The organism is Streptomyces sp. NPDC025793 (genome assembly GCF_055558375.1).
Genome location: NZ_JBVHMR010000006.1, coordinates 167,424 through 179,353, shown reverse-complemented (window position 1 = coordinate 179,353; position 11,930 = coordinate 167,424). Strand labels below are relative to the sequence as shown.

Here is an 11,930-nt window from a genome sequence, read left to right as displayed (position 1 = left end):
GGCGGACGCGTGTCTCCCGGCTTCCGTCAGTCCTCCGCCGCGCCGTCGGCCGGTTCGCCGAGATGCTCGGCCAGCTGGAACAGGGCGGGCAGCGCGTCCTTGATGGCCGCCCGGGCATGGTCGTCGAGGGCGGCGAGGGCGGCGTCGATGCGGCGTTCGTGGGCCGTGGTCCAGGCGGCGAGCTTCTCGCGGCCGGCGTCGGTGAGGGCGACGACGGAGGCGCGGCGGTCGGCGGCGTCGACGTCCCGAGTGACCAGGCCGGCGGCGATCATCTGCCCGATCAGTCCGCTGACCGTGCTCGGCGCCAGCCTGCGGCGGGCGGCGAGGTCGCTGATCCGCGCGGGCGAGTGCTCGCCGAGCACCTGCAACAGCTCGACCTGCGCCATGGGGAGCGTCTCCCACGGGTAGTCGGTGCGGATCGAGGAGCGCAGCGCGCGCCGGAGCCGGGTGACGGCCTCGGTGAGCTGGCGGGCCTCCGGCTCCCGGCCGAGGGGGCCGGTGGGAGGTGAGGAGACCTCGGTACGGGGCTGCGCGGGCATGGGGCAAGGGTAACGGGGCGGCACACAGGTGCGGTTCAGCCGTCCGCCGGCCGGACACCCGGTCCGCCGCCGCGGTCCCCGTTTGTCCTTACCGAAAGCTTCGGTGTCCGATGTATCGTCGATGGGATCCGCCCCCGGCACGTGAGCCGGGTTCCGTACGTGCGAGAAACGGTCGATCTCTTGAACCTGGCGTACCTCCCCAGCCCCTCGCAGGGGGTCTGGCACCTCGGACCGCTGCCGATCCGCGCGTACGCACTGTGCATCCTGGCCGGTGTCTTCACCGCCGTATGGCTCACCGGCCGCCGCTGGGAGGCCAGGGGCGGGCGCCGCGAGGACATCGCCGACATCGCCATCTGGGCCGTGCCGTTCGGCGTCCTCGGCGGCCGGCTCTACCACGTGATGACCGACCCTGAGCTGTACTTCACCGCCGGGCAGCAGCCCGTCCGCGCCCTCTACATCTGGGACGGCGGCCTGGGCATCCCGGGCGCGGTGGCCCTCGGCGCGGTCGGCGCCTGGCTCGGCTGCCGACGCCGCGGCATCAAGCTGTCCGACTTCGCCGACGCGGTCGCGCCCGGGCTGGTGCTGGCCCAGGCGATCGGCCGCTGGGGCAACTACTTCAACCAGGAGCTGTACGGCCGCCCCACCCACCTGCCGTGGGCGCTGTACATCGACCCGGCGCACCGGCCCGTCGACAGCCCGAACGTGGCCCTGTACCACCCGACGTTCCTCTACGAGTCGCTGTGGGACCTCGGCGTCATGGCGCTGCTGCTGTGGCTGGACCGCCGGCACCACGGGCGGCTGCGCCGGGGGCGGCTGTTCGCCTGCTACGTGCTCGCCTACACCACCGGCCGGGCCTGGATCGAGGCCCTGCGCATCGACCACGCCAACCACTTCCTCGGCCTGCGCCTGAACGACTACGTCTCGATCGTCCTGTTCACCGGCGCGCTGGTCTACCTGATCGTGAGCCGCCGCCCGCACGGCGACGACGACGCCCCGTACCCGCCCGGCGACGACAAGGGCAGCGCGCAGACGATCGAGGCCGGTACGCCGGGCCGGAAGCAGGCCTGACGGCGAAGCGCGGGACCGCACGGCGACAGCGAGCGGCCCGGACCGTCAGCACCGCCCCGGGCGCCGGCCCCGGGGGCGGCCGCGCGGGGCTCCCTCTCCCCTGATCACGCCTTCCGTCCCGTACGAGGGCTCAGCCACGCCGAGGCGACCGCGGTCGCCGAGGCCGCGACGAGGACGACGGCCGCCCAGCGCGCTCCGGTCTGCGTGCCCGCGCCGCCCGCCAGGTGCAGGGCGAGGGTCACCAGGGCGACGCCGAGTGCCGTGCCCAGGCCGCGGGTCATGTTGACGAGACCGCCGCCCGTGCCGGAGGAACCGGCCGGTATCGCGCCCATGACCATGGCGTTGTTGGCCGGGGTGAACGTCCCGAGGCCCAGTCCCGTCAGCGCCAGCACGGGCACCAGCCAGGCAGCCGTCATGGGGACGACCAGCAGGGCGGCCGACGCGGCCAGGAACAGCGTGGCCCCGGCCAGGCAGCGACCGCGGTCCGGAAGGCCGTGCGGCAGCAGCCGGTCACCGCCGGTCGCGGCCAGCGCGAACCCGGTCGGCAGGGCCGTCAGCACCAGCCCGGCGGTCAGCTCAGAAGTGCCCCGCGCGGTGAGCACCACGGGCACCAGCACCAGCGGGCCGAACAGCACGAGATAGCCGCTGAACGCGCCCACCAGCCCGAACGTCACCGCTCGCACCCGGAGCAGGGCCAGGTCGAGCAAGGGCGCGGTCGTCCCTCGCTGGCGGCGGACGAATCCCCAGCCCGTCGCGGCCGCCACCACGAACAGCACGGCCACGCCCCAGCCGGGCACCGGCAGCCCGGAGGCCGCCGAGACACCCATCAGCGCGCCGGTGGTCGCCGAGGCCAGCAGGACGAGCCCCCGCCAGTCGAAGCATGTGACACGGGTACGCGCCCGTGTGCGGGGCAGCAGATAGTGGCCCCCGACCAGCGCGATCACGCCGACGGGGACGTTGACCCAGAACACCCACCGCCAGCCCAGCGTCGACACCAGTGCCCCGCCCACCGTGGGGCCCAGCGCCAGCCCCAGCGCCTGGGCGGCGGCCTGGACGCCGAGGGCGCTGCGCATCCGCTCGCGCGGTGCGCTGGTCGTCACCAGGGCCACGCTGTTGGCCTGCATCATGGCCGCTCCGGCCGCCTGGACCACCCGGAACGCGACGAGCGCGAGCAGGCAGGGGGCAAGGCCGCAGGCGGCGGAGGCCAGGGTGAAGACGGCGAACCCGTACAGGTACAGGAGCTTGCGGCCGTGCGCGTCCGCCAGCCTCCCGGCCGGCACCAGGAGCGCCACCAGGGTCAGCAGATAGGCCAGCGACACCCACTCCACCGCCGCCAGCGACGTGCGGAACTCGTCGCGCAGGCTGCCGTACGTCAGCGTCACGATGCTGGCGTCCAGCTGGCCCATGAACGCGCCGAAGCACACCGCACCCACGGCCAGCCACCAGCCGCCCGGCCGCGACCTTATCCCCTCCGGCCGGGCGCGCTCGACGGTGAGCAGGGCAGGCCAGCGTCGCCTGGACGCGGGGGGCTTCGTGTCGGTGGCCATGCACCCAGATTACATCGGCCACCGAAATATTTTGCCAGCGTCCTATCTTCGACGCCGTGAGCGCCGTCCGCATCGGCGCGGCACGCCACACCGGTCACGTATCAGTGTCCTCGCGGGCCGTAGCTCTCCCACAGCCGGCCGAGGAAGAACTCGCCGAAGCGGGCCAGCGCGGCCGGTCCGCCCGGGCCCGTGGTGCGGAAGGTGGTGAGCTGCTGGGCCAGGTCGCGCAGCCCCAGGTGGAGGCGGCCGGTGCCGAGGAGCAGGGCCCCGGTGTCCGCTGCCTCGTCGGTGAGGTGTCCCGCGAGGAGGTGGAAGGGCAACGCGGTGGTGTCCGGCCACAGGCGCAGCGGGGTGCCGTGCGTGATCTGCTTGTGTCCGGCGAAGGTGCGAGGGCGTTCCTGCGCGTCGGTGAAGTGGAGGCGGTAGCGCAGCACGCGCCGGACGCCCCCGCCCCGGCCCGGTGCGTCGCCGCTGCCCTCGGCCGGTGCGAAGAGGTTGAACCTGCCGTGCAGGACCGGCCGTCGGCCTCCGCAGGCGGGGGACTCCACCCAGCCGTCGGCGCGGGCCTCGTGGCCGGGGTCGTCCAGGAAGGCGTCCAGGTCGTCGGCCGTGATGGTGAGCCGGAAGGCGAAGGGTTCACGCCCGCCGCCGTCCCGCTCGGCGGCCTTCGCGCCGGGCGCCCCGGGGACGTAGTGACCGCGCATCGTCTCGGTGAAGAGCAGCGAGGTGCGCCGGGTGTAGGCCGGCCGGGGCACGGCCGCCGCTCCCCCGCCGGCGGGGTTCTCCAGCAGCCGGGCGCACATGCGGTCGGAGAGCGCGGCGATCGTGAGGGCCGGGTTGGTGCCCACCGGGCCGGGGAGCGCCGAGCCGTCCGCGATGTACAGGCCCCGGTGCCCGTACACCTCGCCGAACGCGTCGCACACCCCCGTCTCCGGCCGCCGGCCCATCGGGGCGCCGCCCAGCGGATGGACGGTGACGGTCCGCCCGAGGTGCCACAGCGGGTTGTCGGCGTAACCGGCGTCGAGCGCGTCCGCCAGCTGCCGCATCGTCGAGCGGATCCGCCGGAGCGTGGCCGCGCTGTGGCCCGTCGCCCAGCTGACGTGGAGCCGGCCGCCGCGCAGACTCAGCTCGCCGTCGGGGATGTCCCGGCCCATGCCGAGGAGGGGCAGGGAGGTGCTGGTGAGCAGGCCGTCGCCCAGCAGTTCCGCGATGTCCCGGGAGAGGCGGCGCTCCGGGAAGAGGCCGATCCGACGGGCCAGTTGGCGGGTGAGGAACCGGGCCGTGCGGGAGAGGTGCTGGGGACCCCGGGCGCCCTCGGCCAGCCACTGGACGAACTGGGGGTAGCCGCCGTCCTCGATGTAGCCGCCGCGCCCGGCACCGGGTGTGCCGTCGAGTTCGTCGGGCAGGCGGACGGCTGCGGTGATCACCGGTCCCTTGCTCGGGTGCAGCGGCCTGCCCCTGCCCGGATGTCCGTCCTTGGCCCTGATCAGGAAGGACAGCATGTCGCCGTTGCTGGAGAAGCGGGTGCCGAGCGCCGGGCCGAGTCCGGGCAGCCGGTTGCGCGAGCGCAGCAGGAGTTGTGTGGTGCCCAGTGTCCCGGCGGCCAGGACCAGCCGGTCGCAGGCGAGCGTCCCGGTCGTCGGCGGGCGACCGGGCTCGCCGGTCTGCGGCGCGGTGTCGTCGTACTCGTCGTACCGGACGTAGTCGACCTGGTATCCGCCGCGCGGGCCGGGGCGTACGGCCTGGACGTCGTGCCCGGTGCGCAGGTCGGCGCCGTGGGTCCGGGCGGCCGAGAGATACGTGAAGTCGAGGCTGTTCTTCGCGCCGTCGTTGCAGCCGATGTTGCACTCGCCGCACAGCCGGCAGGTACGGCGGGCGGCACCGTGCAGATTGGCGTGCGCCGGGTCGTCGAGCGGCAGTCCCGGTTGCGGAACGGCACCGGGTGCGGGGGCGAACCCGACGGCGAGCGGCGGGAGTTGGAACTCCAGCCCCAGCGCGGCCGCGGCGTCCCGCATCGCCCGGGTCTTGGGGGTGTCCGCGTAGCCGGGGCGGTGCAGTGGGTACGGTACGGCGCCCATCATCCGTTCCACGGCGTCGTAGTGCGGCTCCAGATCGGCGCGGCCGACCGGCCAGGACTCGTGGCCGCCGCCGGGCAGCGGCTGTTCCTGGACGAACCAGCGCTCGTCCTTGCGCAGCAGCACGTTGGCGAAGATCAGCGAGCCGCCGCCGAGGCCGCTGGCCACCACCGCGTCACAGCCGCGGAACGACCAGACGTCGAACAGCCCGTGCAGGCCCGCGTCCGGGTCCCAGAAGGCGCGGCCGAACTCGGCGGGCGTCCGGGCGAAGCTGCCCGGCGGCCAGGCGCGGCCGCGCTCCAGCACGACCACCGACAGCCCGGCCTCGGCCAGCCGGCAGGCCGCCACCGAGCCGCCGAATCCGGAGCCGACCACCACGACGTCCACATGCTCGGTGCCCGGACCCGCCCCTCGCACCGGCCGGCCGGGCCGCGTGCCGGCGCTCATGCCGCCGCCCGGCGCCGCAGGAAGTCGAGGATCTGCGGGAAGACGTCGCGGTCGGCGTTCTTGCCGATGATCGGGTCGAGGTGTCCGTAGCCGGGCAGGACGGCCAGTTCGTGCCGGTCGGGGGCGCGCCGGGACAGCTCACGGTGGCAGATCACGTTGGAGTCGCCGAAGACATGGTTGCGGTCACCGGCCAGGAAGAGGATCGGTGTGTCGATCCCGGCGGCGTCCATCAGGTAGTCGTCGGGCAGCGTGGCGTGGTGCGGGTCGCGGGGGTCGTACTTCACCGCGTGCCCGGCCCGGACCATCTTCCGCACGTGCCGCAGGTAGTCCAGTCCGCTGGGGCCCAGCAGGTCGGCGATGCGGTCGTGGGTGACCGGGTGGAGGTTCTCGTGGCTGTAGAGGGCGGGCCAGCCGCTCCCCCACATGAAGCTGATCATGTGGCAGGCGGGGTTGTCGCATTCCTGGTGCGCCAGCGAGACGAGCCGGGACAGCGCCCAGCCGGGAGTGAACGGGCGTGCGCTGCGCGCGCGGGGATCCAGGACGGAGAGTCCCAGAGCGTGTTGCAGCAGCTCGGGCCCGTACTCCAGTTTCCGGCGGGACCAGGACGTCAGCCGTGGGGTCAGGGCCACGCTGTTCGCCACGAGTCCGGCGATGCCGTCCACGGTGCCCGCGGACAGGCTCATGGCGAAGGCCACCGAGCCGAGACAGTGCGCGACGACGTGCACGGGCCGCGGGCCCGCGTGCCGGCGGAGTTCGGCGAGCGCCGCCGGGTAGTCGAACCGGGCGAGGTCGTCGAGCGTACGGCGGCCCGGCTCGGTGTTGTACGGGAAGCGGTTGCTCATCCGGGAGTCCAGCACCCAGACGTCGGTGAAGCCGTGGTCGAGCAGATAACTCGTGAGATTGCGGTGCTCGGGCATGGTGAAGAGGTCACTGCCGGAGGTCAGTCCGTGCACCAGCAGCACCGGATCGGCGCCCTCGCCCCGGCGGAACCGCGTCAGGCCCAGGCCCAGGCCGTCCTCGGTGGTGAACGGATGATGCGCCGTCTCGGCGTCCGGCACGCCGTCGAGCGAGAACCTCGGGATGCGCTGTGCCATGGCCATGCTCCCCCTCCGCACTTCCCCCGTCGTGGTGCACTCCCCCGTCGACAGGACCCGGCCCGGTCATGTCGTCGCAGCGACAGCGTGACAGAGAACGCGGCGGCACGGAGTCAGACCGAGGATGGAGATACGCCGAAAACCGCGCGATACGCGTCGCCGAGGCGGTCCGCGCCGGCTCAGTCCGTCAGCGGAGCGCCCGGAATCTGCGCGGGCCCGTGCCGGTCGAGGGCCTCTTCGAGTTCGACCCGGATCTCCGGGGAGATGTCCCCCTGCCGTCCCCAGATGAGGATCATCTCGGCGACGTGGCGCAGTTTGATGTTCGTGTGCTGGGACACGTCCTTCAGTACGGCCCACCCCTGGTCCGGTCCGACCCGGCCCAGCGCGACCATCATCCCGATCGCCTGGTCGACGACCGCGTGCGAGCTGACGGCCTGCCTCAGGTGGTCGACCTCTTCCTCCAGCTCATGGATGCGCTCACCGTCGGCCCTGGCCGGGCCGCCGTCCGTGGTCATCAACCCCTCCGGAGTCCGACGCGCAGTGCGCTTCTCACGTACTCTCCCGGCCCATCCATCCTGCGCTTCCCGGAAGAGCTGTGCCACCCTTGCGCGGCGTCGGACACCGCCTGCCGCGTGGCGTCGGCGTTCGCCCAGGTGGACGATGCCTCCCGGACGCCACCAGCCCGCTGAGGGCTCCCGGGCACGGCACTAGGCGACGTCGTGCAGCACCTCGTCGCGCAGCTGGTGACAGCAGCGGTTGATCAGGCGTGAGACGTGCATCTGTGAGATGCCGAGCTGTTCGGCGATGCGGCTCTGGGTCATGTCCTTGAAGAACCTCAAGTACAGGATGGTGCGTTCGCGCTCGGGCAGGGCCTCCAGGCGTGGTTTGACGGCCTCGCGGTCCACGACGACGTCGAGGGCGGGGTCGCACGCGCCCAGCGCGTCGCCGAGCGAGTAGCCGTCGTCACTGCCCGGGGTCTCGGCGTCGAGGGACAGCGCGCTGAAGCTCTCCAGCGCCTCCAGCCCGACCTGGACGTCGTGCTCGCTGAGCTCGGTGTACTCGGCGATCTCGCTGACGCTGGGCCAGCGGTCCGAGACGTTCTGCGACAGGTCCCGGCAGGCCGTCCGCACCCGGTTGCGCAGGTCCTGGACCCGGCGAGGCACGTGCAGCGTCCACATGTGGTCGCGGAAGTGCCGCTTGATCTCTCCCGTCACCGTCGGAACGGCGTAGCTCTCGAAGGCGTGCCCGCGCCCCGGGTCGTAACGGTCGACCGCCTTGACCAGCCCGAGGGCCGCGACCTGGCACAGGTCCTCGTAGTTCTCGCCACGGCTGCGGAACCGGCTCGCGATTCTCTCGGCCATCGGCAGCCAGGCCTCGACCAGTTCCTCACGGAGTGTGTCGCGTTCGTGCCCCGGGGGCAGTGCGGCGAGCCGCCGGAACGCCCGCTCGGTGTCCGGGGCGTCGTCGTGCGGATGGTGTTGCGCGCTCGTTCGGGTTCGCATGGTGCATCGCACCTCTCGTGCGCGAGGGATGAACGATCACCGTGGACGAGCGACCGCGTTCCGGAACGGCCGCATCCGGGCGACGGGAACGTCGCTCCCACGGATGTGCCTCCTGTCCGAAACACTCTGTTTGCCCCCTTCCCCCGAAGCGGGTGGCCAAACCCTATCCACGGCGGCGACACGGCACGCCCCTCGCCGTCGCGCACGAGGCACCCGTGGTGCCGGCCGCCGGCGCGTGATCTCCGCATCCCGGGGAACTCGCAGACGGTCAGGAGGTTCACGTCATGATTCCCATCCTTCTCGTACTGCTTCTGGCAGTGGTTCTCTTCGGCCTCGGTTTCGCCGTGAAGGTTCTCTGGTGGATCGCCCTGGCGGTTCTTGTCGTATGGCTGCTGGGCTTCCTGGTCCGGGGCGCGGAGGGCGGCGGCAGGGCTCGCTGGTACCGGTGGTGACACCGGCCGATCGGGAGGCTTCAAGATGTCGACCCCGGCAGGAAAACGATGAAACTCCGCCGACCCGAGGTGTCCGTCTACACGGTGCCGACCGACGCCCCCGAAGCCGACGGCACGCTGGCCTGGGCCTCGACGACCATGGTGATCACCGAGGCCTCGGCCGGGGACATGACCGGCACGGGCTGGACGTACGGTCCGGCGGCGGTCGGGCTGATGCTCGGCGAGCACCTCGCTCCCCTGGTGGAGGGGCACGACCCGCTCGACATACCGGCCCTGCACGATGCGATGTGCCGATCGGTCCGGAACGCCGGCCGGCCCGGGGTGACCGCGTGCGCCATCTCGGCCCTCGACATCGCCCTGTGGGACCTCAAGGCGCGCCTGCTGGGCCTCCCTCTGGTCAGCCTCCTCGGCGCGGCCCGCACACACGTCCCGGTGTACGGCAGCGGCGGGTTCACGACGTATGACGACCGGCGTCTCGCCGAGCAGCTCGGCGACTGGGTGCACGCGCAGCACATCCCCCGCGTCAAGATCAGGATCGGTGAGGACTGGGGCCGCGCGCCCCGGTGGGACCTCGCCCGTGTCCGTACGGCCCGCCGGGCCGTCGGCCCCGAGGCCGACCTGTACGTCGACGCCGACGGCGCCTACACCCGCAAGCAGGCGCTGCGTGTCGGAGACGGGCTCGCCGAGTACGGCGTGACCTGGTTCGAGGAGCCCGTGTCCGCGGACGACCTGACCGGTCTGCGGCTGCTGCGCGACACCCTGCCGTGCGAGGTGACGGCCGGTGAGTACGGCTACGACCTGCCCTACTTCGCCCGGCTGATCGCGGCGAACGCGGTGGACTGCCTCCAGGTCGACGCGACCCGCTGCGGCGGCATCACCGAGTTCCTCCGGGCCGCCGCGCTCGCCCAGGCCCACGGACTGGAGGTCTCCGCGCACCGTGCCCCGCACGTGCATGCCGCGGCGGCCGCCTCGATCCCCAACTTCCGCCACCTCGAGTGGTTCCACGACCATGTACGGATCGAGTCGATGTTCTTCGACGGCGCGCTCGACCCCACCGGCGGGACGGTCCGGCCGGAGCAGGGCCACGGGCTCGGTCTGACCCTGCGCAGGGACACGGCGGACGAGTACCGGGTCGCCTAGGAAGGGCACGACGACTCCGCAACCACGACTCCGCGACGACAACTTCGCAACGACGACTCCACAACGACGACTCCGCAAGGAGACGAGGGGAGATGAATCGGATGCTGTTCCTCGGACTGCTCCTCATCGTGGGAGCGGGTGCCTTCACGGCACTGGCGATCAGCGACAACATGTCCGGCGGTCCGGACCACACGGTGTCGGTGCTCGGTCACGACATCGCCAGCCTCGGCCCGCTCGCCCTCTTCTGCTCGGGCCTGGCCCTGGCCCTGATCTTCTGCCTGGGCATGGCCATGACCTTCGGCGGCGCGGCACACCACCGGCGCGGCACGGGTGCGCACCGCAGGCACGGCAGGAGCACGGCCGGCCCGTCGATCGGCGGTACGCGGGCCTGACGCCGACGTGACGCGTCCGCTGTCAGGGGTACCCGTGCGTCCGAATCCGAAGAGGATCTGCCGGGTGGTGCTGCTCACCGGACCCGACGGTCTGGCGTTGGTGCGCCTGGCCGTCGCCCTGTCGGGCAACGGTCACCAGGGCCTGCAGGCGCGTGACGACCCCCTCGCCGAACGCACCCGGCAACTGCAGTCCATGCTCGATCGCGCCCGCGAACGCGGCGAGCACGTACCCGACGCGTCCGGCGTGCTGGACCGTGTCCTGGCCCCGATGCACATCCGCGTCCTGTTCGGCACGGGCCCGCTCACCCCCGACTACGTCGACGGGCTGGTCGACCGATTGACATGACCTCAACCCGGCCCCGGGACCAGCCCTCGGACGCGGCGGCGGTGCTCCGCATCAGCTGTCCGCCGGCTGGGCCGGTCAGTTCTCCTCGCGCAGGCCCCAGGGGGAGCCGTACTCGGTGAGCAGGTCCAGGAAGGGGCGTGGGGGCAGGGCTTCCGGGCCGAGGACGCCCTTGCCGGACCAGGCGCCGGTGGCCAGCAGTTCCAGGGCGACGACCGGGTTGACCGCCGTCTGCCAGACGACGGCCTGGGAGCCGTACTCGCGCATCGACCACTCGTTGTCGACCACGTGGTACAGGTACACCTCGCGCGGCGCCCCGCCCCTGGTGCCCTTCACCCAGGTGCCGGCGCAGGTCTTGCCCGTCATACGGTCGCCCAGGCCGGCCGGGTCGGGCAGGCAGGCGGCGACGACGTCCCGCGGGGACACCCGCACCGGTCCGTCGTCCCCGCGCACGGTCACCTTGGCCGTGGCGTCCAGGCTCAGTTCGTGCAGGGTCTTCAGCTTGGCGATGAAGTCGGCGCCGAGCCCGTACTTGAAGGTGACCCGGCGCGCGTCCACCCATCGCGGGATCAGCAGCACCTCTTCGTGCTCGACGTTGACGCACTCGACGGGACCGATGCCCGCGGGGAAGTCGAAGACCTCGGGCTCGCTGAACGGGACGGTGGTGAACCAGCCGCGGTCCTTCTCGTAGACCACCGGCGGGTTCAGGCACTCCTCGATGGTCGTCCAGATGCTGAAGGACGGTGCGAAGTCGTAACCCTCGACGGTCAGGTTCGCGCCGTCCCGGACGCCGATCTCCTCGATGTCGTCGAAGAGTTCGTCGGCCGCGTAGCGGGCGAAGACGTCCGACAGGCCGGGCTCGACACCCATGCCCACCAGCGCCAGCCGTCCCGCCTCCGCCCAGCGCGCGGCCAGCGCGAACTGCTCGTCGCCGAGCTTCACGCCGCACTCCTCGTACGGACGCGAGCCGTGCGGCGCGGACAGTGACATCGCCATGTCCAGGTAGTGCGCACCGGCCTCCAGGGCGGCTCGGAAGAGCGGCATCACGAACCTGGGGTCGGTGGCGTTGAGCAGGACGTCGCAGCGCTCGTCGATGAGCAGCCGGCGCACCGCGTCCTGGTCCGAGGCGTCCAGCCGACGCGCGGCGAACCGGGCGCCCCGCTCCCCCAGCGCCGCGACGGCGGCCTCGGCACGGGCGAGGTCGTAGTCGGCGACGACCATGCGGGTGAGGAAGTCACGACGGGCCGCGATCCGGGTGACGGCCGTTCCGACTCCACCCGCGCCCACGAGGAGTACGCGCATGACACACACCTTTCTTCCGGAGGGGACCG

General features: G+C 72.5%; 11 protein-coding genes and 1 pseudogene. 5 read left to right on the top strand and 7 right to left on the bottom strand.

The genetic code is table 11. The features are described 5' to 3' along the window. Nucleotides 1–26: 26 nt before the first annotated feature. On the bottom strand, nt 27–539 hold the full coding sequence (locus ACZ4MF_RS15130) for a MarR family winged helix-turn-helix transcriptional regulator (RefSeq protein ID WP_467492447.1): 513 nt from the start codon (nt 537–539) through the stop codon (nt 27–29). A 180-nt stretch (nt 540–719) separates the two neighbouring features. Here ACZ4MF_RS15130 and lgt point away from each other — a divergent pair, with 180 nt between their 5' ends. Further along, the gene (gene lgt, locus ACZ4MF_RS15125; RefSeq protein WP_467492446.1) at nt 720–1,607 is read left to right on the top strand and encodes a prolipoprotein diacylglyceryl transferase; all 888 of its coding nucleotides are present in this window, start codon (nt 720–722) and stop codon (nt 1,605–1,607) included. Between the two features lie 104 nt (nt 1,608–1,711). Here lgt and ACZ4MF_RS15120 read toward each other — a convergent pair whose 3' ends face one another. From ACZ4MF_RS15120 to ACZ4MF_RS15100, 5 genes are all read right to left on the bottom strand, one after another. Next, nucleotides 1,712–3,154 carry an MFS transporter gene (locus tag ACZ4MF_RS15120; RefSeq protein ID WP_467492445.1) on the bottom strand — a complete coding sequence of 481 codons (1,443 nt, stop codon included), beginning with the start codon at nt 3,152–3,154 and terminating at the stop codon, nt 1,712–1,714. Nucleotides 3,155–3,255: 101 nt separating this feature from the next. Next, nucleotides 3,256–5,676 carry a GMC oxidoreductase gene (locus ACZ4MF_RS15115; protein WP_467492444.1) on the bottom strand — a complete coding sequence of 807 codons (2,421 nt, stop codon included), beginning with the start codon at nt 5,674–5,676 and terminating at the stop codon, nt 3,256–3,258. Continuing rightward, nucleotides 5,673–6,770 carry an alpha/beta fold hydrolase gene (locus ACZ4MF_RS15110; RefSeq protein ID WP_467492443.1) on the bottom strand — a complete coding sequence of 366 codons (1,098 nt, stop codon included), beginning with the start codon at nt 6,768–6,770 and terminating at the stop codon, nt 5,673–5,675. The genes ACZ4MF_RS15115 and ACZ4MF_RS15110 overlap by 4 nt, the downstream gene beginning before the upstream one ends. Nucleotides 6,771–6,949: 179 nt before the next feature. After that, nucleotides 6,950–7,285, bottom strand: coding sequence for an ANTAR domain-containing protein (locus tag ACZ4MF_RS15105; RefSeq protein WP_467492442.1), 336 nt, complete (start codon nt 7,283–7,285; stop codon nt 6,950–6,952). Between the two features lie 192 nt (nt 7,286–7,477). Then, on the bottom strand, nt 7,478–8,272 hold the full coding sequence (locus ACZ4MF_RS15100; protein WP_467492441.1) for an RNA polymerase sigma factor SigF: 795 nt from the start codon (nt 8,270–8,272) through the stop codon (nt 7,478–7,480). A gap of 284 nt (nt 8,273–8,556) precedes the next feature. On the opposite strand from ACZ4MF_RS15100, the gene ACZ4MF_RS15095 reads away from it, so the two are divergent. From ACZ4MF_RS15095 to ACZ4MF_RS15080, 4 genes and pseudogenes are all read left to right on the top strand, one after another. After that, on the top strand, nt 8,557–8,724 hold the full coding sequence (locus ACZ4MF_RS15095) for a hydrophobic protein (protein ID WP_467492440.1): 168 nt from the start codon (nt 8,557–8,559) through the stop codon (nt 8,722–8,724). A gap of 48 nt (nt 8,725–8,772) precedes the next feature. Continuing rightward, entirely contained in the window at nt 8,773–9,864 is a 1,092-nt protein-coding gene (locus tag ACZ4MF_RS15090) for an enolase C-terminal domain-like protein (protein WP_467492439.1), read from the top strand. Nucleotides 9,865–9,956: 92 nt separating this feature from the next. After that, nucleotides 9,957–10,256, top strand: coding sequence for a hypothetical protein (locus tag ACZ4MF_RS15085; protein WP_467492438.1), 300 nt, complete (start codon nt 9,957–9,959; stop codon nt 10,254–10,256). Nucleotides 10,257–10,329: 73 nt separating this feature from the next. Then, a pseudogene (locus tag ACZ4MF_RS15080) lies at nt 10,330–10,602 on the top strand (TetR-like C-terminal domain-containing protein); the annotation flags it as partial. 75 nt (nt 10,603–10,677) lie between these two features. Here ACZ4MF_RS15080 and ACZ4MF_RS15075 read toward each other — a convergent pair. Beyond that, a complete protein-coding gene (locus ACZ4MF_RS15075) occupies nt 10,678–11,901 on the bottom strand; it encodes a saccharopine dehydrogenase family protein (protein WP_467492437.1) in 1,224 nt (407 codons plus the stop codon). Between the last annotated feature and the right edge of the window lie 29 nt (nt 11,902–11,930).

Bases quoted from the DNA above. Each gene is read 5' to 3' on its own strand.
- ACZ4MF_RS15115 (WP_467492444.1), bottom strand. From the start codon at position 5,676: ATGAGCGCCGGCACGCGGCCCGGCCGGCCGGTGCGAGGGGCGGGTCCG.
- ACZ4MF_RS15105 (WP_467492442.1), bottom strand. From the start codon at position 7,285: ATGACCACGGACGGCGGCCCGGCCAGGGCCGACGGTGAGCGCATCCAT.
- ACZ4MF_RS15130 (WP_467492447.1), bottom strand. From the start codon at position 539: ATGCCCGCGCAGCCCCGTACCGAGGTCTCCTCACCTCCCACCGGCCCC.
- ACZ4MF_RS15085 (WP_467492438.1), top strand. From the start codon at position 9,957: ATGAATCGGATGCTGTTCCTCGGACTGCTCCTCATCGTGGGAGCGGGT.
- ACZ4MF_RS15100 (WP_467492441.1), bottom strand. From the start codon at position 8,272: ATGCGAACCCGAACGAGCGCGCAACACCATCCGCACGACGACGCCCCG.
- ACZ4MF_RS15075 (WP_467492437.1), bottom strand. From the start codon at position 11,901: ATGCGCGTACTCCTCGTGGGCGCGGGTGGAGTCGGAACGGCCGTCACC.
- ACZ4MF_RS15110 (WP_467492443.1), bottom strand. From the start codon at position 6,770: ATGGCACAGCGCATCCCGAGGTTCTCGCTCGACGGCGTGCCGGACGCC.
- ACZ4MF_RS15120 (WP_467492445.1), bottom strand. From the start codon at position 3,154: ATGGCCACCGACACGAAGCCCCCCGCGTCCAGGCGACGCTGGCCTGCC.
- ACZ4MF_RS15090 (WP_467492439.1), top strand. From the start codon at position 8,773: ATGAAACTCCGCCGACCCGAGGTGTCCGTCTACACGGTGCCGACCGAC.
- ACZ4MF_RS15095 (WP_467492440.1), top strand. From the start codon at position 8,557: ATGATTCCCATCCTTCTCGTACTGCTTCTGGCAGTGGTTCTCTTCGGC.